This window comes from Arcicella lustrica, assembly GCF_034930985.1.
In the GTDB taxonomy this organism is placed as follows: Bacteria; Bacteroidota; Bacteroidia; order Cytophagales; family Spirosomataceae; genus Arcicella; species Arcicella lustrica.
Map to the genome: position 1 here is coordinate 1 of NZ_JAYGIM010000008.1, position 23,392 is coordinate 23,392.

At 35.6% G+C, this 23,392-nt stretch carries 15 protein-coding genes; 7 read left to right on the top strand and 8 right to left on the bottom strand.

What is annotated here, in order from left to right; genetic code table 11:
• Positions 1-198: 198 nt before the first annotated feature.
• Entirely contained in the window at positions 199-1,923 is a 1,725-nt protein-coding gene (locus tag VB798_RS10905) for a M3 family oligoendopeptidase (RefSeq protein ID WP_323258506.1), read from the bottom strand.
• Positions 1,924-2,105: 182 nt separating this feature from the next.
• On the opposite strand from VB798_RS10905, the gene recQ reads away from it, so the two are divergent.
• Both recQ and VB798_RS10915 read left to right on the top strand, forming a co-directional pair.
• The gene (gene recQ, locus VB798_RS10910; RefSeq protein WP_323258507.1) at positions 2,106-4,250 is read left to right on the top strand and encodes a DNA helicase RecQ; all 2,145 of its coding nucleotides are present in this window, start codon (positions 2,106-2,108) and stop codon (positions 4,248-4,250) included.
• Positions 4,251-4,875: 625 nt separating this feature from the next.
• The gene (locus VB798_RS10915) at positions 4,876-7,755 is read left to right on the top strand and encodes a PAS domain S-box protein (RefSeq protein ID WP_323258508.1); all 2,880 of its coding nucleotides are present in this window, start codon (positions 4,876-4,878) and stop codon (positions 7,753-7,755) included.
• A gap of 60 nt (positions 7,756-7,815) precedes the next feature.
• Here VB798_RS10915 and VB798_RS10920 read toward each other — a convergent pair whose 3' ends face one another.
• The 3 genes from VB798_RS10920 to rhaT all read right to left on the bottom strand — a co-directional run bounded on the left by VB798_RS10920 (position 7,816) and on the right by rhaT (position 12,005).
• On the bottom strand, positions 7,816-9,339 hold the full coding sequence (locus VB798_RS10920) for a response regulator (protein WP_323258509.1): 1,524 nt from the start codon (positions 9,337-9,339) through the stop codon (positions 7,816-7,818).
• A 5-nt stretch (positions 9,340-9,344) separates the two neighbouring features.
• Entirely contained in the window at positions 9,345-10,484 is a 1,140-nt protein-coding gene (locus tag VB798_RS10925) for an FIST signal transduction protein (protein ID WP_323258510.1), read from the bottom strand.
• Between the two features lie 444 nt (positions 10,485-10,928).
• The gene (gene rhaT, locus VB798_RS10930; RefSeq protein ID WP_323258511.1) at positions 10,929-12,005 is read right to left on the bottom strand and encodes an L-rhamnose/proton symporter RhaT; all 1,077 of its coding nucleotides are present in this window, start codon (positions 12,003-12,005) and stop codon (positions 10,929-10,931) included.
• Between the two features lie 357 nt (positions 12,006-12,362).
• On the opposite strand from rhaT, the gene VB798_RS10935 reads away from it, so the two are divergent.
• Together VB798_RS10935 and VB798_RS10940 are read left to right on the top strand one after the other, a co-directional pair.
• Positions 12,363-13,373, top strand: a complete 1,011-nt coding sequence (locus VB798_RS10935) for a GntR family transcriptional regulator (RefSeq protein ID WP_323258512.1) — start codon at positions 12,363-12,365, stop codon at positions 13,371-13,373.
• 134 nt (positions 13,374-13,507) lie between these two features.
• A complete protein-coding gene (locus VB798_RS10940) occupies positions 13,508-13,951 on the top strand; it encodes a transcription elongation factor (RefSeq protein WP_323258513.1) in 444 nt (147 codons plus the stop codon).
• Here the strand turns inward: VB798_RS10940 and VB798_RS10945 are convergent.
• The gene (locus tag VB798_RS10945; protein WP_323258514.1) at positions 13,929-14,822 is read right to left on the bottom strand and encodes an AraC family transcriptional regulator; all 894 of its coding nucleotides are present in this window, start codon (positions 14,820-14,822) and stop codon (positions 13,929-13,931) included. The genes VB798_RS10940 and VB798_RS10945 overlap by 23 nt on opposite strands.
• 264 nt (positions 14,823-15,086) lie before the next feature.
• Between VB798_RS10945 and VB798_RS10950 the strand changes: the two genes are divergently transcribed.
• The 3 genes from VB798_RS10950 to VB798_RS10960 all read left to right on the top strand — a co-directional run bounded on the left by VB798_RS10950 (position 15,087) and on the right by VB798_RS10960 (position 21,111).
• A complete protein-coding gene (locus VB798_RS10950) occupies positions 15,087-15,899 on the top strand; it encodes a sugar phosphate isomerase/epimerase family protein (protein ID WP_323258515.1) in 813 nt (270 codons plus the stop codon).
• A 169-nt stretch (positions 15,900-16,068) separates the two neighbouring features.
• Positions 16,069-17,178, top strand: a complete 1,110-nt coding sequence (locus VB798_RS10955; protein ID WP_184137432.1) for a Gfo/Idh/MocA family protein — start codon at positions 16,069-16,071, stop codon at positions 17,176-17,178.
• Positions 17,179-17,391: 213 nt separating this feature from the next.
• Entirely contained in the window at positions 17,392-21,111 is a 3,720-nt protein-coding gene (locus VB798_RS10960) for a PVC-type heme-binding CxxCH protein (protein ID WP_323258516.1), read from the top strand.
• Positions 21,112-21,306: 195 nt separating this feature from the next.
• Here VB798_RS10960 and VB798_RS10965 read toward each other — a convergent pair whose 3' ends face one another.
• From VB798_RS10965 to VB798_RS10975, 3 genes are all read right to left on the bottom strand, one after another.
• Entirely contained in the window at positions 21,307-21,849 is a 543-nt protein-coding gene (locus VB798_RS10965) for a YceI family protein (protein WP_323258517.1), read from the bottom strand.
• A gap of 1 nt (position 21,850) precedes the next feature.
• Positions 21,851-22,762, bottom strand: coding sequence for a DUF5777 family beta-barrel protein (locus VB798_RS10970; RefSeq protein ID WP_323258518.1), 912 nt, complete (start codon positions 22,760-22,762; stop codon positions 21,851-21,853).
• A gap of 99 nt (positions 22,763-22,861) precedes the next feature.
• A complete protein-coding gene (locus VB798_RS10975) occupies positions 22,862-23,308 on the bottom strand; it encodes a Rieske 2Fe-2S domain-containing protein (RefSeq protein ID WP_323258519.1) in 447 nt (148 codons plus the stop codon).
• Positions 23,309-23,392 lie beyond the last annotated feature (84 nt).

Genomic DNA, 23,392 nt, shown 5'->3' on the forward strand with positions numbered 1-23,392 from the left:
CCTGATTTGGTAATGCAATTTATAAAAATATTTAATCAAATGAACTTGTTTCTTAACACAGCACCTTGATACAAGAAAAGTAACCGCAGCGGCGGCCGCAAAAGAAAATCAAGAATTCCGAAACTCGCTTCGCTCAAACAGCGGAATTTCGGAAAAGTCAGACCTACAAATAAATATGATTAGTAATTATCGTCTTTCTTATTTCTTCAAAATCGCTAATTCAGCTTGAACGAAATTCATCAATGAGGCAATATGTTCTTTCGAGAAATCAAAAGGAATATTAGCTGCCGCATAAATTTCTTTCATCGGTTTGGTATAACCCAGTTTCAAAGCGTTTAAATAACCTTCCAAACCTTTTTGCGGATTTTCTTTATAATTTTTCCACACGCCAATCGCTCCTAATTGAGCAATTCCGTACTCGATATAATAGAAAGGCAATTCAAAAATATGCAATTGACGATGCCACATCCAAAATTTATAGTTTTCTAAACCAGACCAATCCGTTACAGAATCAGCAAATTTCTCGTAAATACTTACCCAAGCAGTTGTACGTTCTTCCACAGTGTGCGTTGGGTTTTCGTAAATCCAATGCTGGAATTTATCCACCGTCGCTACCCACGGAAGTGTACTGAGAATATCTTCTAAATGTTGAATTTTAGCACGTTTCAATTCTTCTTCGTTATCAAAATACACATTCCAGAAATCCATAGAAATTAATTCCATCGACATCGAAGCCAATTCTGCTACTTCCGAAGGGAAATTACGGAAAGTATTCAACATCAAATCTTTAGTCACGATTGAATGCACCGCATGACCGCCCTCGTGAAGCATCGTAATTACATCACGCATCAAGGAAGAAGCATTCATAAAAATGAAAGGGAAACCTGTTTCCTCTAAAGGATAATTATATCCGCCGGGTGCTTTGCCCACTCTTGATTCCAAATCCAAACGACCCATTTCTTTCATAATACTTAGGCATTCACCTAAAAATGGGTCTAATTGGTTGAAACATTCAATGGTTTTGTTCAATAAATCTTCGCCACCATTGAAAGGATGTAAAGCCGCACGACCTTGGGCATCCACAGATTTATCCCACGGACGTAGCTCGCTTACTTGTAAAGCATTTTTACGCTCAGTTGCTACATTATTTAAAATCGGAACAATGGTTTCAGCCACCGCTTCATGGAAATTGAAACAATCGGCAGGAGTATAATCAAAACGTTTTAAAGCGGCAAAAGAGTAATCACGGTAATTTTCAAAACCTGCATTCAAAGCAATTTGATGACGCAAAGCCGTTAATTTATTGAAAATTTCGTCCATCTTTTCATGGTCTTGAAAACGACGTTCCTGAATTTTTCTATAAACAGATTCTCTTAAAGTACGGTCAGTATTTTCCAAGAAAACGCCCGCTTGTTGAAGCGTTTTGGTTTGTCCGTCCAATTCAACCGTCATTGCTCCTACAGTTGCTTGGTATTGACTCGACAGGTTTTGGATTTCTGTAAAAAGCGCAATGTTTTCATTTCTAAAAATCTCAGTAGATTTTTTCATTCCTCTAATCGTGATGTCAAAACCAGTTTCGGTTAATTCATCCAAGAACGGACTTTCAAGTGTTTTTTTGTTCAACACATCGTCGTACTCTGCCAAATGTGGTTGAATTTCAGTTACAAATTGATCGAAATGAGCTTTAATTTCCTTATCGCCTGTATCGCAAGTCATTTTGATATAACGCCAAGCGAAGTTTTCAGAAAGGTAACTTTCCAATTCAGAGCGGTCGGTAAAAAATTTGCGTAAATCATCCACGTTATCAATAGAACGTTCTACCAAATTATCGAATAAAGGTTTTACACTTTCCCAAGTGCTTAATTGGAAATCTGCCGTTAAAAATTTACGAACTGGTGGATTAATGTTTATCGTTTTTGTCATTGTATTTTATAAAGAAATAGGCAGCTTTTTCATCACCTTTCAAGCTACTCCTGTTTTAAATTTTGTTTCTCAAAAGTAATAGAACTTTGTTTGATTGCCCCAATCTTAACCAAAAATCACCCGAAAAATGTAAATTGCATAAAAATAAGATTTAAAACAATTCCTACGTTTCGATAAAATTCATGTCACTCACCAAAGAACAAGTTCTTAAACAATATTACGGCTACAATGCCTTTCGTCCGCTACAAGCTGATATTATCGATTGGGTACTTTATGGGCAAGATGCGATGGTGTTGATGCCAACGGGTGGTGGAAAATCACTCTGTTTTCAGATTCCAGCTTTGGTTATGCAAGGTTTAACCTTGGTTATTTCTCCATTAATTGCCTTGATGCACGACCAAGTTCAAGCCCTGAAAGCCAATGGTATTGCAGCAGAATACGTTAATTCATCACTTACTTCACAAGAACAAAGTACCATAGAACGTCAATGTAGAAATGGCGAGCTAAAACTTTTATATATTTCGCCTGAAAAACTTTTTACACAAGGTTATTTAGATTGGATTCTTACTTTAAATATTAGTCTTTTTGCGATTGATGAATCGCACTGTGTTTCTACTTGGGGACATGATTTCCGACCAGAATATACCAAACTGAGTGTTTTAAAGAAAGCACTTCCAAACGTTCCGATGATTGCTTTAACAGCTACTGCCGACAAAGTAACTCGTAAAGATATTCTGACTCAACTGGGAATTCCAGAAGCTAAAGTTTTTATTTCTTCTTTTGATAGACCCAACCTTTCGCTTTCCGTACAAGCTGGGCGAAATCGTATTAAAATCATTCAAAATTTCATTGCAGAACGCCCACGACAATGCGGAATTATTTACTGTTTAAGTCGAAAAAATACTGAAACAGTAGCAGAAGCACTTCGAAAAGTAGGCGTCAATGCCAAGTATTATCATGCAGGAATGCCAGCACAAGAGCGTTCGGAAGTACAAAATCAATTTATTCAAGATGATATTCAAGTAATTGTAGCCACGATTGCCTTCGGAATGGGTATTGACAAATCGAATGTTCGTTGGGTAATTCATTATTCGATGCCCTCGAATGTAGAAAGTTTTTATCAAGAAATTGGTCGTGCTGGGCGTGATGGCGTAAAATCGGACACTTTGCTTTTTTATACTTACAATGATTTGTTGGTCAGGAAAGATATGATTGCGAATTCTGAACTTCCAGTGGAAATGAAAGAAGTACAAGTAGCCAAACTCGACCGCATGAAGCAATATTCTGAAGCAGAAATTTGTCGCAGACGCATCCTTTTGAGCTATTTTAACGAAGAGGTTACAAACGACTGTGGTAATTGTGATGTGTGTAAAAACCCTCCAATACGTTTTGATGCTACGCTGATTGCCCAAAAAGCCCTTTCAGCCATTGCCAGAACAGGCGAAAACGTAGCGATGAGTATGTTGATTGATATTCTGAGAGGCTCGAATAATAGACGCATCATTGAACATAAGTACCACGAAATCAAAACCTTTGGTGCTGGAAAAGAGTTAAAAGCAGACGAGTGGGCAGATTATTTACAGCAAATGTTGAATTCGGGCGTGATGGACATTGCCTACGACGAAGCCCATGCTTATAAACTTAATAATGCGTCTTGGGCGATTTTGAAAGAAGGTAGAAAAGTACAGTTGGTGCGTTACAGACCTTTTGAAGAAAAACAAGCCGAACGAGAAGCCAATATTCCAAAAGAAAAATCGAAAAGAGAAATCATTAAAGATGAACTTTTTGAAAGACTACGAGTACTCAGAAAACAAATTGCTGATGAAAAAAATATTCCGCCATTTGTAGTTTTCTCGGATGCTACGCTTTCGGACATGGCACAGAAAAAGCCATTGAATCAATTAGAAATGTTCAATGTTTCGGGCGTTGGTGAACAAAAATATCGACAATTCGGAGAAGCATTTTTAAAAGAAATTCGAGACTTTTTGAAAACTGTTGCCAAGAGTAGTTCAGCTACTGGCATTGATACTTTTCATTATACTTATCAGTTGTACAAAGAAGGTTTATCGGTAGAAAAAATTGCTGAACAGCGAAGTTTGAATCCAGTTACGATTTTTTCACACCTTGCAAAATTATATGAAGACGGCGAAGATATTAATATTTCAGCATTTATAACTGAAATGGAATATCAGCAAATTATAGGCGCTGCAAAAATAATGAATGTAAAAAAAGGAGACCCTATCAAACCACTCTTTGAAGCCATGGATGCTAGGTTCGAATACCATAAAATAAGAATTGCTCTTTTAATTGCAGAAAAGAAAAAATAAAACTTTAATATTATATTTATACAATTATTGTTGCTACACATTGTTTTTGCCAAAATTTTGTTAAATTTCATCAAATTTTCAACTTGATTAAACCATTAATATTAAACGTGAATCTTTTTCAAATAATCTCAAAATTTCACCAATAACAAGTGTTTCACTCTTAATCCTAAATTAGATTTTTGTATTTTATATTTTCAATTTTTGAAAGCAGTTTAACTGCAAAGCTAGCAAGATTTACTTAGTTGAATTATCATCATTTTATACATATCAAACATCATTGATGTACTTGCTTATTCGGTAAAATGCGAAATATTCAATAAATCTCTTCTTCCTACAAAATCCTCTACTATAAAATTGAAATATCTAACATGGATAACATCTTGTTTTTTATCCTGAATTCGCCTTTTATTCTTAAAAAATATCTTTTGACCCCAAATAGTTTAGTACAAAAAAGCATTAACCATTTATAATTCATTATAAAAGAGTGAGTAAAAACTTCAACTTATGGCCTAAGTGAAGAAAAGTATCAGAAAATTCATCAAAATGATATTTTGGAATAATTTATGATGTGTTGATACCTAATTAAGTAAGTTGAAGAAAAACTTTTGATTGTGTAAAAATTAATATGGAAGAAATAGAAAAGCTCAAACGTCAAATAGAGCTAGAGAAACAAGCTCACCAGCAAACCGAGATTATCTTGGAGAAAAAGGCTTTGGAACTCTACGAGACCAGCGAACAATTGCAACTGCTTAACCAAAATCTTGAACAACAAGTAAAAAATGCTGTTGATGAACTAAAAAAGACAGAAAAAAGATACCGCCACTTAATAGAATCAGTTCAAGATATTATCTATAAAATTTCTACTGATGGCTTTTTTACTTATGTCAATCCTGTCATCAAAGAAAGATTAGGCTTTTCTGAAGACGAAATTATTGGTCGTCACTTCTCTACTTTAGTTTTACCAAACTATCAAGAAGCACTCATTAATTTTTATGCTGAAATGGTTCAGAATAAGGAAGAAAGTACTTATAATGAATTTCCGATTAAAGCTAAAAATGGTAATATTGTTTGGATTGGGCAAAATGTAAGACGCATCGAAAACGATGACGAATCTATTGAATTAGTGGCAGTAGCCCGTGATATAACCGAGCGTAAAGTAACAGAAGATATCCTCAGAGCTACACAAGCTAGATTTGGCAACTTAATTTCTAATCTTCAAAAAGGAGTTTTGGTTGAAGATGAAAACCATACCATCATTTTAGCCAATCAGCTTTTTTGTGATTTATTCAATACTAATTTACAGCCTAGCGACCTCGCTGGAGTCAATTGCCTTTCATTAGCAGACAAGATTCAAGGACATTTCAAAGACCCTGAACATTTTCTTAACAGAGTGAATGAAGTACTCGAAAAAAGAGAAATAGTTGTTGATGAACGTATAGAAATGGCTGATGGCAGAATCATTGAAAGAGACTATATTCCCATTTTTATTGAAGGACAATACAGAGGTCATTTATATAATTTTTCTGATGTAACAGATAAGTATTTAGCGCACGAACGTCTTCGGAAAAGTGAAGAAAAGTACAGAGGTATCTTGGATAATATGACCTTGGGCTTATTGGAAGTTGACAATAACCATAAAATTCTAAGAGCTTACGATCGTTTCTGCGAAATGTTGGGCTATACCAACGAAGAACTTGTTGGGCAAAATGCTAAGGAGCTATTTTTACCCGAAGCTGAAACCGACATTGTTGATGAAAGACAAGAAGAACGAGAAAAAGGAGAAGCAAGCTCTTATGAGGTATGTCTTATCAAAAAAGATGGTACTCCTATTTGGGTATTGATTAGCGGTGCGCCAATTATTGATGAACATGGCGATACCGTTGCCTCGATGGGTATTCATTATGACATTACCGAAAGAAAATTACTAGAACAAGAACTAGAAAAAGCGAAAGAAGTTGCAGAAGAAGCCAGACAGGCTGAAAAGCAATTCTTGGCAAACATGAGTCATGAGATTCGTACTCCGCTGAATGCTATTATCGGGATGACACACTTGATGTTTGATACTCGTCCAACAAATGAACAATTTGAATACTTGGACATCTTGAAAACCTCAGCTGACTTTTTACACAGTCTTATTTCAGATTTACTTGATATGGCAAAGATAGAAGCAGGACGAATAGAAATTCACAAGCATCCATTCGATTTAGTTGGTTTGCTTCGTACCATTCAAAGAGTTTTCCAGATAAAACTTGATAGTAGTCCTGTTGAAATTAATCTATTAACAGATGTCAAAATCACTGGTAATTATTTAGGAGATGATTTACTCCTAAACCAAATTCTATTGAACATTATAGGCAATGCCGAGAAGTTTACAGAACATGGAAGCATTGATGTAATGGTTAAACTTTTAAAAGAAGAAGATGAAACTTGCTGGATTGAATTCAAAATTTCAGACACGGGTATTGGTATTCCAGCTGATAAATTGGATTTAATCTTCCAAAAATTCAAACAAGTAGATTCCGAACAAGGTCATAAACATAAAGGAACTGGGCTAGGGCTTGCCATTACCAAGCAATTAGTTGAGCTTCAAGGTGGTAGTATTCTTGTAAAAAGTAGAGAAGGTGATGGAACTACTTTTACGGTTACCTTGCCTTTCCAAAGATCTAAGAATGAAGTTGTTAAAAATAACCATGTAATTAAAGAGGCTGATCGTAGCTTAGAATCTTGCAAAATACTTGTTGCGGAAGACAATGCGATGAACCAAAAATACATCAGTAGTTTATTAAACAAATGGCATTTTACTTATGCAATAGCTTCTGATGGTAAAAAAGCAGTCGATAAAGCATCAAAAGAACGTTTTGATATTATTTTGATGGACATCCAAATGCCAAATATGGATGGATATGAAGCGACGATTACGATACGAAATACCAAAAATCCGAATCAAGATACGCCAATTATCGCCCTGACGGCATCCGCCATGCTCGACCAAAAAAACAAGGCTTTTGAAGTAGGGATGGATAATTTCGTTACTAAACCATTTTCACCTAACCATTTATTAAGTGTTATTCAGAATTATGTAAATACAAAATCTGAATATGCTGTAATGGTTACAGAAGAAGAAAGTACTGTTACGAAAACTTACGAAAACAATATTTTCCTTGATAACGAACGACTAACAGACCTTTATGGTGATGACAGAGAATATGCTGCTGATATTTTTCAGACTTTCCTAGAAGATGTTTTGCCTGATTTTCAAGAAATATCTAACTTAATTCATCAACAAAATTGGGAAGCATTAAGAAAGCTGGCACATAAACTCAAACCAACATTAGGCATGGTTGGGCTTACCGAACTGGAACAATCATTGATTGGCATTGAAAATCAAGCAAAAGAAAAACCAGAGTATGAAAGCTTACAATACATGTGGAGCTTGTTTCAAGTAAAACTAGACGAAAGTGTTCCTGTACTGAGAGCAGAATTAGACAAACTATTAGCGCAATAAAATTAAAAGGCTCAACGAAAGATTCGTTGAGCCTTTTAATTTTATTAGCATTTCTATTATCTATCGATAACTATATTTTGCAATTTTTTGGAATAATTCGTTAGGGTTGAAAGGCTTAGTTACATAATCGTTCATCCCAACTAAAAATGCTCTATCTTGGTTATTGAGTGTTGCAGAGGCTGTCAAAGCAATAATTGGAGTGTCCGTATCTGTTTCTCTGATTCTTGCTGTAGCCGAGTAACCATCTAATACTGGCATCTGAATATCCATTAAAATCAAATCGTATTTTCCTTTTTCGTATTTATCCAAAGCGATTTGTCCATTTTCGGCTACATCAATTACAATTTGCCAACGCTCTAAGAATTTAGTAGCGACTTTGATATTCATTGGATAATCTTCTACCAGAAGTACTTTTACGCCTTTCAACGTGTTTTCATTCAATAATTCTGTATGTGCTTCGTTTACTTTCGTTCTTAATTCTGTTCCTATTTCAAGGTCTAAAGTAAAATAAAACGTCGAACCTTTGCCATCTTCACTTTCAAGGTGAATATCGCTACCATGTAATTGCAATAAGCTTCTTGTAATAACCAAACCAAGACCAGTACCACCAAACTGACGAGTAGTTTCTGAATTTGCCTGCGTAAATTTATCAAAAATCATCGCTTGTTTCTCTAAAGGAATACCAATTCCTGTATCCGTTACAGAGACGTCAATCGTAACATGGGTTGCAGTACGGTGGCGTTGAGAAAGTTCTATCGTAATGCTTCCGTCTTTGGTAAATTTTACTGCATTTGAAATCAAGTTAGTGATGATTTGCCCTAAACGTAGCGCATCGCCCAATAAAACATTCGGCACATCATCATCAATCATTAATCTTACTTTGTTACCTTTCTCTTCAGCCTTTATCTGATTTGCTTTCTTGATGTTTGAAACCAATTGTTTAATATCAAAAGGCACTCGTTCAAGCTCAACTTTTCCTGCTTCAATTTTACTAAAATCTAAAATATCGTTGATAAGTACGTGCAAATTATTTGTTGAGAATTGAAGTATTTTTAAATTCTCAGCCAAAGATTCTGATACTTCTTCTTGTTGCATCAAATAAGTAAGTCCCACAATCGCATTCAAAGGCGTGCGAATTTCATGACTCATCATCGAAAGGAATTCCGATTTTGCTTGCGTAGCTGCTTCCGCCAATTCTTTCGATTTTCTTAAATCTGCTTCAAGCTGTTTGCGATTATCAATTTGAACTTTCAAGAAATCCATCAATCCTAACATATCATCAGGATTTAAAGGTTTTTCTTCTGTTTCTTCGCTTACCTCTAAAGAATAAATCGCTTCAATCAATTTTTCCACAGAAAGACGTCTTTGTTTGATTTCATCTTTAAGTTTATTATTGATTTCGGCATAATCTCTTTCATTCAATTGAGATGAATGTTCAAACAGTTCTTTATCTCTATCAAAGCTCAAGTAAGATTCATTAACCGCTTTAATAAAATTTTGAAAGTTTTCATTTTCCAGACATTCGTCTGTCAAATGTTTTTTGATTTGCTTGCCAAGTAATCTGTGAAATGTTGTGTTATTCATTCTAATCAATTTTCAGAAAGTGTGGTAATTGTCATGGTTTGGTTATGCAAGCCACAACGAGCATTTGGGTTTAATGGTGAAATTTCGCCATAAGAATAAAAACCTGTTATTACGGGTTCCTCGCCCATTATTTCACGAGCCGCTTCTACTTCTTCTTCAGTTCTTTGTCCAAGTACTAATTTTCTACCCACGCAGCTCACTAAAATGGCCAATTCTGGTGAATCTTCAAAAGGTTGGATAGAATCTTGGGCAGCTTTTGCCGAAGCGTCAATGAGTCGGTCGAAATTGGCTTTCATAAAACGAACCAAAGAGCCTTTGGGTAATTCTCCTGCAAAAGTCATACTTTTCTTTTCTTCATCAATAGAAAGTATGGTTCTTACAACGGGTTCAGCATCTTCGGTTTCACGCATTGATAAAGGAAAAAGTAAAGCCGCACCCGGAAGCCCTTCTACATATTTTCCTAAGTATTCTTTGTATAAATCCAAAGCGGCAACATCGCCAATTTTGTATAATATATTGTATTCAGATTCTGTTACTTCACGTTCCGGACCAAAACCATCCCAACCTCCCATTGTGCCATGCCCAACGCTCAGATTTTTACTGTATAAACCTATTGCAACAATTTTCCCTTCTTCTGGATTACGATTCAGCCCCACTAAAGTTTTTTCAAATCTTGCTGCATCGCCAGCCAAACCTCCAGAAATCAAAATCCTTTCGTCTGTCTTTTTATTCAAACTGGCAATCAATTCACTTCCATTTACTTTTGCTCCATCCGATATGACAAAAATTGTTCTCAAATCGTCTCCAGTCAAAGCTTCAGCTATTTTTTCACCCGCAATACCGCTTTCATAATGCGAATTAATGTCTATTTCAACACTTTTGATTGATGTTTTTTCAAATTCAATGGCTGTTACAATGATTGAACCATCGTGTACAGAATCTTGATAGATTTCACCAGAAGTTGAATTAATGACAATATCCGCATTAGGATAAAGATTTTTGAGATAATCAAAAGGTTTGATAGTCTCTAAAACAATTCTTTCCCCAAATGCCAATACCCAATTAGCATTTGAAGCAACAAAACCCTCATTTTCAGAGATAGTTTTCCATTGATTGTTAGTGAATACAGTTTGTTGGGTTTTCATAGTGAGCAAAGCTTAGGAATTTATCGAGATTATGAAATTGTATAATTTACTTCAAATCAATTCTTTAGATATCGACGAATAAATTGGGATTTACTCATCACAAATTTTCCATTTTCAGATAAAACCTTAGGCTAATTTCAACTGTAATTGGATAAAAAATTTGTCCTTTTACTCAAAGATACTACTATTATTAAAAAAAAAATATTTGACGCATTTCATATTTAAATAAATATTAACGTATAATATCCTTCATTCATCAGAACAAATAAATCAAATAGCATACCAATTTTAATCAAAAAAAATATTTGCCTTAAAAAAAGACATTTATCAAAATTTTTCATCGTTTAGTACAAATTTTTATTACCACAAGATAATATTTTGGCATAAAAAAAGGGGCATCAAATTTTTCAATCTGATGCCCCTTTTTTTATATTTTTTATTTTTTTAACCTTTCAAAGAGTTACCATAACCCACAATTAATACCGAAAGTACAATCGTTAAGATTCCGACGATGATTGTCGTTAAAGTCTTCTTAGAAACACCTTTCCATTCATTTAATACTAAACCCCACGAATTAGCTACTAAAATGATGAATGCCATGTGTAGAATCCAAGAACTAGGTCCATTTCCTAATTTACTCTCTCCCATTCCATAGAAAAAGAATTGTAAAAACCATGTTGTTCCAGCAATGGCACTAAATACATAGTTTTTCAATAAAGGAGTTTCAGCATTGGTATAATCACCAAAAGATTTATTCTTGAAGTTCAAGTACATACACCAAATCAAATTAGTTGTTAAACCGCCCCAAAGAATAACGATATAAACAACGTTGTTACGATAAAGGAATTCGCCTTGTCCGGGATTACTTGCTACCCAAATTTCATTCGCTACGTTCGACATCGCCGAACCTGCTTCAATCCCAAAACTAAAACAAGCACTCAACAAACCTGAAATAATCGAAAAAGTAAGTCCTTTCACAATATCAAACTCCTGATTTTCAGCACTTACTTTTCCTGCTAAATCTTTATCTTTACTCCCACCAGCTTTTCCACAAATCACAATTCCCAACACACAAACAGCCAAACCTAGCAAAACCATTTGTCCCCAATTGGTAGATACCAAATCATAAATGGTATCTTTTCCAGCAGTTTTATTGAAGTAATAATAAACAGAAGGAATCAAAGAACCAAAAACTGAACAAAGCCCAAGAATGATTGAACTACCCAATGAAATACCCAAATAACGTACTCCTAAACCGTAAGTTAAACCACCAATTCCCCACAAAACGCCCATGCCATAAGTCCAAAACAATACACTTCCTTCACTACTAGCAATAATTGAAGTAAAATCTGGAATGGTAAGATACGCTGCTAAAGGTGGAACAATTAACCATGAAAAAACACCTCCTGTAATCCAATAACTTTCCCATGACCAACCTCTAACTTTCTTGTAAGGAATATAAAAACTCCCTGATGCAAAGCCGCCGATAAAGTGAAAAATAACACCTAAAATTGCTCCCATAATCAATTATCTATTTGAATTTTGCTTGGCAAACACTTCTCTTTTATGTTTGCTTTTTTGTTAGAATGAATATTTTGTATCTAAGCGAAACCTAAGAATTGCCCCCAAACATCATCTTAAAAATTGAATAACATTTTTAGAGTAATTATTATAAATCTAGTTCTTTGAAAGAATAGTTTGTAAATTTGTTTCTTGGAATCGTATAAAATTTTACAAGGATAAACCAAAAACAAAAGGGAACTATCATGCACTTCCCTGCTCAAAAGATTTAAATTAAAAGAATGTATAGCAAAATTAATTCTCAGCCTTAACGCTTCTTACTAGAGAAAATGTGTGAAGCTGAGTTTCCAAAGAATCATGTACCAGCTCAAACTCAATCCAAACGATAAAACACCAAAGTACAAGCAGATAATCCAGTCGGTTATTTCGGATATTGAACGCAATGTATTGAAGAAAAATGAACAGCTTCCCTCTATCAGTGAACTCAGCGAAGAGTATTATTTAGCCCGTGACACCGTAGAAAAAGCTTATCGTGAATTAAAAGAAAGAGGCTTCATTACTTCTGTACAAGGAAAAGGATATTATGTAAACAGCGGAGAAAGTAGAAAAATGAGGATTTTGTTAATCTTCAATAAACTAAGCTCTTATAAAAAGTTGATTTACTATGCTTTTTTGAAAGTATTGGGCGATAAAGCTTCGGTTGATTTACAGATTCATCATTATAATGCTCGTCTTTTTGATGAAATCATTGATAAAAATCTTGGTAAGTATAACTATTATGTAGTAATGCCGCATTTTTTCCCTGATTCAGAAAAAGCTATTGCTATGAAGGCTTTGGAAAAAATCCCTTCGGATGAATTGGTTTTACTTGATAAAGATTTACCAGAATATAAAAACGAATGTTTGTCGGTCTATCAAGATTTTGAGCGTGATGTTGCAGAAGCTTTAGAAAGTGCTAATGATTTATTTGCTAAGTATCAACGAGTTGTGTTGGTTTTTCCGAGTGATGGCAATTATCCTGCTGATATTGTAAGAGGTGTTCGTTACTTTTGTGTAAATGCCCACAAAGAATTTATCATCAGAGAGAACGTTGATGAGGAATTACTCTCTCCACATACAGCTTATGTAGTTGTTGAAGAACACGATTTGGCTGAATTAGTTAAAAAGGTTCGTCAATCAAGTTATACTTTGGGTGATGAAATCGGCGTGGTTTCTTTCAACGAAACAACTTTAAAAGAACTATTGGGCATCACCGTTATCACAACTGACTTTGAAACAATGGGCAGAACGGCGGCTGCTTTGTTGTTAGATAAAAAGAAAATTAAAGTAAAGAATCCTTTTTATATGATTCGGAGAGAAACGCTTTGATAGCTTTGAGCTATGAGCTATGAGCTATGAGCAGTGAGCTTTGAGCAATTAGCTCATAGCTCACGACTCAAAGCTAAAAAAGCTGATAACCTGAATCTGAAAGCTCATTGCTCACGGCTCAAAGCTAAAAAAACATGAAACAAAAGATTGTCGATTATATTAATAATTTTTTAGACCAAAGAATACAAACTTCCTACGATGCCATGCAGGCGGCTCAGGCTTCTGCCAATGAAGAATCAAAATCGTCTGCGGGCGATAAGTACGAAACTTCCAGGGCGATGGGGCAACTCGACCGAGACATGCACGGTTTGATGCACGAACAAGCCAAAAGAGAAAAAGCTATTGTTGAAAGAATTGATATGAATCTTACTTTCAAAAAAGGAGCAGTTGGTGCTTTTCTGAAAACTTCTACTGGAAATTACTTTTTGGCTGTAAGTGTAGGTATTTGTAAAATCGACGGAGAAAATATCATGATTATTTCCCCACAATCTCCCATCGGAGCATTGTTGATGGGAAAAGGCAAAGACGATACTTTTAATTTCAGAGGAAAAGAGGCTAAGATTGAGGAGATTTTTTAAAAGTGGTATCGCCAAAAGCAAGCCTAAATTGCGAAGGCGTTTGTCCTTTCAAATCCTTAAATTGTTTATTGAAATTCGATAAAGTATTAAAACCACTTTCATAGCAAACTTGCGTCACACTTAATTTATCTTCCATCAACAATTTGCAGGCATAACCAACCCGCAATTCACTGACAAAATCCGAGAAGGTTTTATTCGTCCTTGCCTTAAAGTAACGGCAAAACGCCGCCGTAGCCATCCCCGCCAACGAAGCCACTTCTGTTAAGTTGATTGAAGTACGATAATTGTTCAGTACGTATTCGTGAACTTTGTGCATTCGTTCGGTTTCAGAAGTTTTGAAAGGATTGGTATAGCCAACGCTACTGATAAAATCATATTCATTGGAATTGGCTAATAGATTCAGCATTTCTAATAATTTCAAAATCCCTTCAAATCCTTGTAATGGCAATAACTCTTTCATAAAAAGAAGAATCTTGTCATGTAATTCTCCACTGATTTCTAATCCACGACTGGCATTTAAAAAGAAATGTTTGAGCTTCGTCATTTCATATTTCTCAAAGAAATCTTTTCCCAAAAAATCTTCTGTAAAATACACCACAATTCCATGCGTTTTTAATTCGGGATTACCCTGAAAGTAAATCTCATCACTCCGCCAAAGATGTGGTAAATCTGGTCCGACAAAAACCATATCTCCTGCTTCAAAATGTTTGATATTATCTCCAATAAAGCGGGTACCTGTTCCTTCCAACACCACAAATAATTGATAATGCGGGTGAAAATGCCAGTTGGGGTCGAAGTACGGTTCTTTCAACTCTTTCATGGTGAAAGAATGATTTGGCGATTCTATACTTTTATTTAATGGACTTTTCAAAACCTATTTTTTTACTTTAATTGCTAACACTAATCTAAAAAATATCAAAATACAGTCAAAACTAATCAAAAGAGCGGAAATTTTTATGACTTTTTTTAGATTATTTTGTATTGTCAAAAATCCTTATCTGTTTGATTAAAATTAAACCCAAAACCAAATTTGGTTTGAAGAACTCTGAAAATTAACAATTGAACACAATTAATAATTTATACACAAAATCAATCAAAAAAACCTTACGATAAAGATAAAATGAAAAAATACGGAATGAATTTGCTCTTATGGGGGACTGAGATTAACGAAGACCTTTTCCCAGTGTTAGAGCAGATTAAAGCGATTGGTTTTACGGGTGTTGAAGTACCCATTTTTGATGTTGACCCTGCGCATTGGCAATCTTGGCGTACAAAATTGGATGAATTAGGTTTAGATAGAATTGCAGTAACGATTTGTGGACCAGATTTCAACCAAATCAGCCCAGACCCAGTAATGAGAGCCGCTACTTTGGAAAGAAACAAAAGAGCTATCGACTGTGCCGTGGTTTTAGGTGCTGATTTATTAACTGGTCCATATCATTCAGCATTAAGCCATTTTACAGGAAAACCTGCTACTCAAGAAGAATGGAATTGGGCAGTAGAAAACTTGAGAGAATTAGCAGATTATGCCCAAGAAAAAGGAATTATTTTGGGTTTAGAGTACCTCAATCGTTTTGAAAGTTACTTGGTTTCTTGTGCAGATGAATTATTTCAATTGGTAGAAGACATCAATCATCCGCATTGTAAAATCATGTTTGATACTTTCCACGCTAATATTGAAGAGAAAAGTTTGGGCGATGCCATCAGAAAATTAAGTAAACATTTGGTACATGTACAAGTATCTGAAAATGATAGAAGTACAGTTGGCAAAGGAAATGTAAACTGGACAGATGTTTTTACGGCTTTAGAAGAAATTAAATACGATGCTTATTTATCAGTAGAAGCATTTAGTTCAAAATTGGCAGTAGCTAATATTTGGAGAAAAATGTTTGACAACGAAGAAACATTGATGAAAGAAAGCTTGGAATTCATAAAGTCTATGAGTTGATGAGTTCAGGGTTTATGAGTTTAAAGTTCATGAGTAAAAAGTTTATAAGTTTTATACTCGTAAACAAACCTCAATTCTTAATTTTTTTCAGACTCAAGAACTCATAAACTTTAATCTCATAGACTCATAAACTTTAAACTCATAGACTCATAAACTCAAATTTATAATCATGAAACTAAACATTGCCATTGTCGGCTTAGGATTTGGAGCTGAATTTATTCCCATTTATCAACGTCATCCGAACACGAATATGTACGCAATTTGTCAGCGTACTGAAGAGAAACTCAATGCCATTGGAGATGCTTTCGGAATCGAAAAGCGTTATACCAGCTTTGAAGATTTATTGGCAGATCCAGCAGTAGATGTTGTACACATCAATTCTCCGATTCATAATCATGCAGAACAAAGCTTAAAAGCCTTGAATGCAGGCAAACACGTAGCTTGTACCGTTCCGATGGCAACTTCTGTAGAAGAATGTAAAGCAATCGTTGAAGCGACAAGAAGAACAGGCAAAAAATACATGATGATGGAAACCGTAGTTTACAGTCGTGAATTTTTGTATGTAAAAGAATTATACGAAAAAGGAGAATTAGGAAAAGTACAATTCTTGAAAGCTTCTCACCAACAAGACATGGACGGATGGCCGGGTTATTGGCCAGGTTTGCCGCCAATGCACTATGCTACACACTGTGTGGGTCCTGTGGCTGGTTTGTTGAAATTACAAGCAGAGTACGTTTCATGCTTTGGTTCAGGAACAATTCGTGAAGAATTACATCAACATTATAACTCTCCTTTTGCCATTGAATCTGCGCATATCAAATTCAAAGATTCAGATTTAAGTGCTTTGGTATATCGTTCATTATTTGATGTGGCTCGTCAATACCGTGAAAGTTTTGAAGTATATGGTTCAAAAAAATCTTTTGAATGGTCGTTGATTGAACACGAAGAACATGTTGTTCATACCGCTAAAAAACCAGAACCAGAAATTCCAGAAAAAGTAACTGTGCCAGATTATGCTCATTATTTGCCTGAAGAAATTCAAGTATTTACAACTGGTGGAGTATATGATACCGACGAAAACCAACACCTTTCTTTCTTGCAAGGTTCTGGTCATGGAGGTTCGCATCCGCATCTTGTACATGAATTTGTTTCGGCAATTGTTGAAGACCGTGACCCATTCCCAAATGCTGAACAATCTGCAAACTGGACATCAGTAGGTATTTTATCACATGAATCTGCTTTAAAAGGAGGCGAAATTATCTATATCCCTGATTTTTGATTTGCATAATAATGAGGCTGTCCTAAAAGTTTTTGTGACCAAACATTATTCTGCGCAAGACCTCACCCCCAACCCCTCTCCTGTTGAGAGGGGAGCTTTTGGGACTAAAAAAAGCTCCTCTCTGCGGGAGAGGGGGTTGGGGGTGAGGTTGAGTGTAGAATAATATTCAATACCCAATTTTAAATTATCCATGAATTTATACTATCAAAAGAAATGAAAAAATCATTGCTTAGTCTTTGCTTATTGCTGACTTGCCTCGTAGGTTTTTCTCAGAAAAAAGCGAAAAAAAACAACAAAGCAGCTATTCAAACAGCGGTGAAAGCTCGTCGTTTGGAAGTACTGTTTCTTGGTGACAATGGTCATCATAAACCTGTAGAACGTGTGCCAACATTGATGTCTGCACTCGGAAACAAAGGAATTAACATTACTTATACCGATAAATTAGAAGACATCAATACTGCTAATTTGAATAAGTATGATGCCTTAATGATTTATGCCAACTGGGATAAAATTACTCCTGAAGCTGAAAAAGACCTTTTGGCTTATGTGGCTTCTGGCAAAGGAATTTTACCTATTCACTGTGCTTCTTATTGTTTTAGAAATTCTGAAGAATACGTTAAAATGGTAGGCGGACAGTTCTGGCGACACACAATGGATACTATTCAAGCGAATATTGTTCAACCTCAAAACCCAATATTAAAAGATATTTCAGGCATTAAAGCCTTCGATGAAACGTATTTACACAGTCATTTACAAGCAGATAATAATGTTTTAATGACTCGTGACATTAAAGCTGACCAAACAAAAGACCGTCCAGATGCTAAAACCGAACCTTATACTTGGACTCGCCAGTATGGTCAGGGAAAAGTATTTTATACCGCTTACGGACATGATGAGCGTACTTGGACAAATCCTGATTTCTTGAAATTATTAGAAAATGGAATCATTTGGTCAGTTGACGAGCAAGCTCGTTTAGCACATGCAGCTTTAACCCCAGAACCTTTTTCTTACAGTGAAGCAAAATTGCCTAATTATGAAAAACGCCCTGGTCCACAATTATTACAAGCAGCGCTTTCTCCAGAAGAAACACTGAAACATATACAAGTACCCGTTGAATTTAATTTAGAAGTATTTGCCCATGAACCAAACGTAATGCACCCAATTGCGATGTCGTGGGATGAGCGTGGTCGTTTGTATGTTTTAATTACGAAAGATTATCCAAACGAACGCAAAGAAACTGGCGGTAGCGATTATATCTTGATTTGTGAAGATACCGACAAAGATGGAAAAGCAGATAAATTCACTCGTTTTGCCGATGGTTTGAGTATTCCTACAGGGTTGGTTTTTGCCAATGGCGGAGTAATTGTAGCACAAGCTCCACACATGTTATTCTTGAAAGATACCGATGGCGATGATAAAGCAGATGTAAAGAAAATCTTGTTCTCTGGTTTTGGTACTTCTGATACGCATGCTGGTCCATCCAACTTACATTATGGTTTTGATAACTGGATTTGGGGTTCTTTAGGTTATGCAGGTTTTCAAGGAAAATTTGCTGAAAAAGATTCAGTAAAATTCGGTCAAGGATTCTTTAGATTCAAAGCTGATGGTTCAGATTTTGAACATATCACCAGTACTTCAAACAATACTTGGGGCTTTGCTTTCAACGAAACGGGCGATGTTTTTGGTTCAACTGCCAACAATTCACATGGCTGGTACATGGCGATTCCACATAGAAATATTCTTTCGCCAACTGCCACAAACGGTAGCCGAAGTACAGATACGCACAAAGACATGAAAACCATCACGCCAAGAATTCGTCAGGTGGATGTTTTCGGTGGATATACTGCGGCGGCTGGTCATAATTTTTATACTGCAAGAGCATTCCCTAAAAAATATTGGAATCAAATCGCTTTTGTTTGTGAACCAACAGGACACGTAGTTCACCAAAACGTAATGACCAAAAACGGAACAGATTATAGCGACGTAGAAGGTTTCAACCTTTTGGCGGGTGCTGATGAATGGGTTTCTCCAGTTTTTGCAGAAGTTGGTCCAGACGGTGCGGTGTGGATTGCCGATTGGTATTCTTTCATTATTCAGCATAATCCAAAACCAAATGGTTTTGAAATGGGTCAAGGAAATGCTTATGAAACCGATTTAAGAAACTTTACACATGGTAGAATTTACCGTGTAAGTGCGAAAGATGCACCAAACTATACTCCTTTGAATTTATCAAAAGACCGTCCGCAAGAATTATTGTCGGCTCTTAAAAATTCAAACATGTTCTGGAGAATGAACGCACAACGTTTATTAGTAGAACGTGGACAAAAAGACGTAGTGTCAGCATTGATTGAAATCACGAAAGACCAGTCTTTAGACGAAGCAGGTATCAATCCAAGTGTAATTCACGCACTTCGTACTTTAGAAGGTTTGGGTGTATTGAACGATGCCGAAGTACAAAAAGCTTTAATTGCTTCTTTATCGCATCCATGTTCGGGCGTTCGTAAAACGGCAGTTCAATTGTTGCCTCGTAACGAAGCTTCAGTAAAAGTTTTATTGGAACAAAATTCATTGAACGATAAAGAGCCTTTGGTAGTGTTAAATACACTTTTGGCTTTATCTGAAATGCCTTTAACGGCTGAATCTGAAAAAGCTTTGTTGACTCGTATGGAACAATCAACAGAAATTAACGACCGTTGGTTACCAGATGGTTTCGCTTCTGTATTGACAAGCCACAAACAAGCTTTATTGAAAAAGCATTTACAAAATCTTACTAAAAATACTTCGCCAGTAAAAGCTAAAACAGAAGAAATGCCTGCTCATCACGACCACGCTGCCATGGTGAAAGAAGAGAAAGCTACCGCTATTTCGGCAAGTAATAAGCCTGATTTAGTTATTAGCAAAATCAACTTCACACCTGCAAATCCTGCTGTTCTTGAACCTGTACTTTTCAATATTGAGGTAAAAAATCAAGGTGGCGTAGCGATTGCAAAAGGAGAAGTAATCAATCTAAATGTTAGAATTGAAGGTGTAGGTAGAAAATATGATTTGGTAAGCCATACTTTTAATGACGGTATTCCAGCCAATGAAAGCGTTAAAATTAGTACTTACAATAATGGTGCATGGACAGGAAATCTTGGATTAACATCTGATATGCCGGGTATTTATACCGTTTCTGTTGAAATAGACAAAGCCAATACCATTGCAGAAGAGAACGAGAAAAACAATGCTTATAGTCAAAAAGTGACTTTCAATGTTCCTAAAAGTATGTCGAATTATGCGATGGAAAAAGCCGTTAAAGGTTATGCCAATGTTAGCTCGGCTGATTCAGTCATTGCATTATTAAAATTAAGCCAGAAGTTGGATGAAACTAGCGCTTCTTCCCTGATTAAAGGCATCACAGATGGTTGGAATTATAGAAAGAAAGTACAAGTAAAAGACAGCGACAAAGTATTCTTAGCAGGCTTGAACAAAACACTTTCAGCAGATAACAAAGCGAAATTAACTCGTTTGTTCCAAGCTTGGGAAGTCAAAGCCGAAGAAGCGACAGATCCAAACAAAGTAATTATTGTGATAAAATCTGTGAAAGAAGAAATGAAGTATGATAAAAAGGAATTCACGGTAAAAGCAGGAACTAAAGTAGAATTAGTTTTTGAAAACCCTGATGCGATGCAACATAATTTGGTAATTGGTAAACCGAAATCTTTAGAAATTATCGGTAAAGCCGCTAACAAAATGATTACGCAAAAGGATGCTTTGGATAAAAATTATGTACCAAACATTCCTCAAATCATCGCTTCAACGCCTTTAGTAAACCCAGAAGAATCTTATAGATTAAGCTTCACCGTACCAGAACAAATAGGAGATTATCCATTTGTCTGTACCTTCCCGGGTCACTGGAGTATCATGAATGGAATAATGAAAGTAATAAAATAATTTTTTTGATTGAAAAGAATGCTAAACCTCCGCAGGCTTGTTTTTGCGGAGGTTTTTTTTGTAGATTATTGCTCAATCACCCTTAATGAATCTAGTGCCGTTGCATGTGTCTTCACACGCAATCCAATTACAAAAAAAATCGCTCGTGATGACACGAGCGATGGTATAAATCCTTCTACGACTTGAGAATTTCTATTACTTTTTGATTAAAGAAAAGCTGTTTTTAACAGCAATTTTCTCGGCAATTTTTTCCCAAACTAATTTAGGTACGTCAATTTTATAATCTACTAAAGCGATTTCAAAATTGGTGTCGATGCTGATATTATCTTTTCCAACCGTTAGTTTTCCTGTGAGTACTTTTTCTTTACTCACTCCGTGAATCATCATTACTCCTTTGGCAGTTACATCATAAGTACCTTCTTTGGTAAAATCTATCTTTTCGGCGATTTTGCCTTTGAAAGTAGCCGCTGGAAATTTCTCTGATTCTAAATAGTTTTCGTTGAAATGCTCCTCCATTAATCTATTCGGAAATCTGAATTGATTGATGTTCATTCGCACGGCGATGTCGTTGGTTGCCGTGTTTAAAATAGAAGAAACTGTGCTGTTTACTGCTGAAATATCTTCTAAAGGTGTTTTGGAAAAGAAACTAGTTTTACCTGTTTGGGTAAAATATAGCTGTGCAAAACTGGCTTGACTTATCAATAAAGCCCAAACCAATACTAAAATATTCTTTTTCATGTTAGTGTTTATCTTTCTTTGATTTGCCATCAAAACTGAATGTTCTGGCAATGTTAAATCCATAGAAAATATCTCCTTTACCCCATTCTCCAAGCGTTTGAGCAATAAAATGACGCTCTACCATTCCTCTTGAATTGGTAAAATGCAATTGAAAAACGTGTCCACCTGTTTCAATATCAAAACCAACTGCTAATGAATTATGGTACTTGCCTGAAATACTGCTATTGCCGTGGTCTGCTAGGTAATATTCGGCATTTAGTGTTACTCGTTTAGAAAGCTTATATCTACCTCCAAAACCCAATGCTAACATATCGTTTTTCATATCCTCCACTTCTGTTTTGTTGAAGTGAATAACCGTTGGCATAATTTGCAAAGAAAGCTTTTCGCTGAATTTACGGGCAATCAGAATTTGTGCACAGTATGTTTGGCGTTCTAGGTTATCATCAAATTTCAAGGTTGAACCAGAAGGAAGTGTATAACCTGTAGCCATTGTATTGGCTGCACCACTCAAATAACCAGTAACAGTAATAGGCACGCTATTTGACTGACGAACTGCTTTGTATTTCACATAATAATCATAGGTTTTTTCTTGTGAACTTCTGCCCAAACCAATGGTCAGGTTATCACTCAAACCATATTCTAAACCGAGTCTGATACGAGCTTCGTCTAAACCAAAAAAGTTATCAATAAAGCCTGAGTTTACTGCTCCAAATCGATGAGAAATCCAGAAATTAAGATGCTTTTTACTGACGGTTTCAATGGTTTGTCCATTGATTAAGCGAGTCGCTTTAAATGTTGCGGAAGTATATTCGGGTTGCGTTCCTTTTTCTTTGTTAAGCATATCCATCAGGTCGTCCTGACAAAAACTCTGGAAACTAATTAAGCAACTGAATACCAATAGATATTTTTTCATAAGTTGGATATTTTTAAACGAAATGGTTTTAAATCTTTCATAAAACCATTTCGTAATTTACTGTCGAAAAGACATACGTAATTTTCGGTTGTAGGGTCTCTAGGTTATCGTTAAAACTGTACCGCTTTGTGTAACCGTATAAGCTTTTAAACCAGCACTTCCATTGGCATTCGTTCCTTTGCCAGTATTATCATAAGTAGCGCCATGAGCAGTACAATAAAATTTATCCGTAGCATAAGTAATTTGCTTTTGTCCTTCATGACTACAAATCAACGTTACAGCCACATAAGTACCCACATTGGTAAAGGCTACCACAATGTTGTTGGTTCTATCCACAACATATCCACCTTTTGTAAGTAAAGCCGCATTGGCTGCTAGCGATAAATCAAATTTGATTCCTGTACTTGGTAGAGGCGTTACTTCGTCGCTTTCGTTAGTACAAGAACTCATCGTTACACCACAATACACTGCCATTAAACTTGCCCCAGAAAGTCCTAGTTGTTTTAGAAAAGTAAGGCGATTCATTTTTTCTTCTGTAGTATTCATAAATTTTAAGGATTAATTGAAAAATATTTATTTGCTCGGATGAAAACGTAGAACATTATGAAAGTTATATCATCTATAAAAGAT

Bases quoted from the DNA above. Each gene is read 5' to 3' on its own strand.
- VB798_RS10920 (WP_323258509.1), bottom strand. From the start codon at position 9,339: ATGAATAACACAACATTTCACAGATTACTTGGCAAGCAAATCAAAAAA.
- VB798_RS10970 (WP_323258518.1), bottom strand. From the start codon at position 22,762: ATGAAAAAATATCTATTGGTATTCAGTTGCTTAATTAGTTTCCAGAGT.
- recQ (WP_323258507.1), top strand. From the start codon at position 2,106: ATGTCACTCACCAAAGAACAAGTTCTTAAACAATATTACGGCTACAAT.
- rhaT (WP_323258511.1), bottom strand. From the start codon at position 12,005: ATGGGAGCAATTTTAGGTGTTATTTTTCACTTTATCGGCGGCTTTGCA.
- VB798_RS10975 (WP_323258519.1), bottom strand. From the start codon at position 23,308: ATGAATACTACAGAAGAAAAAATGAATCGCCTTACTTTTCTAAAACAA.
- VB798_RS10960 (WP_323258516.1), top strand. From the start codon at position 17,392: ATGAAAAAATCATTGCTTAGTCTTTGCTTATTGCTGACTTGCCTCGTA.
- VB798_RS10915 (WP_323258508.1), top strand. From the start codon at position 4,876: ATGGAAGAAATAGAAAAGCTCAAACGTCAAATAGAGCTAGAGAAACAA.
- VB798_RS10955 (WP_184137432.1), top strand. From the start codon at position 16,069: ATGAAACTAAACATTGCCATTGTCGGCTTAGGATTTGGAGCTGAATTT.
- VB798_RS10925 (WP_323258510.1), bottom strand. From the start codon at position 10,484: ATGAAAACCCAACAAACTGTATTCACTAACAATCAATGGAAAACTATC.
- VB798_RS10905 (WP_323258506.1), bottom strand. From the start codon at position 1,923: ATGACAAAAACGATAAACATTAATCCACCAGTTCGTAAATTTTTAACG.
- VB798_RS10965 (WP_323258517.1), bottom strand. From the start codon at position 21,849: ATGAAAAAGAATATTTTAGTATTGGTTTGGGCTTTATTGATAAGTCAA.
- VB798_RS10950 (WP_323258515.1), top strand. From the start codon at position 15,087: ATGAATTTGCTCTTATGGGGGACTGAGATTAACGAAGACCTTTTCCCA.
- VB798_RS10940 (WP_323258513.1), top strand. From the start codon at position 13,508: ATGAAACAAAAGATTGTCGATTATATTAATAATTTTTTAGACCAAAGA.
- VB798_RS10935 (WP_323258512.1), top strand. From the start codon at position 12,363: ATGTACCAGCTCAAACTCAATCCAAACGATAAAACACCAAAGTACAAG.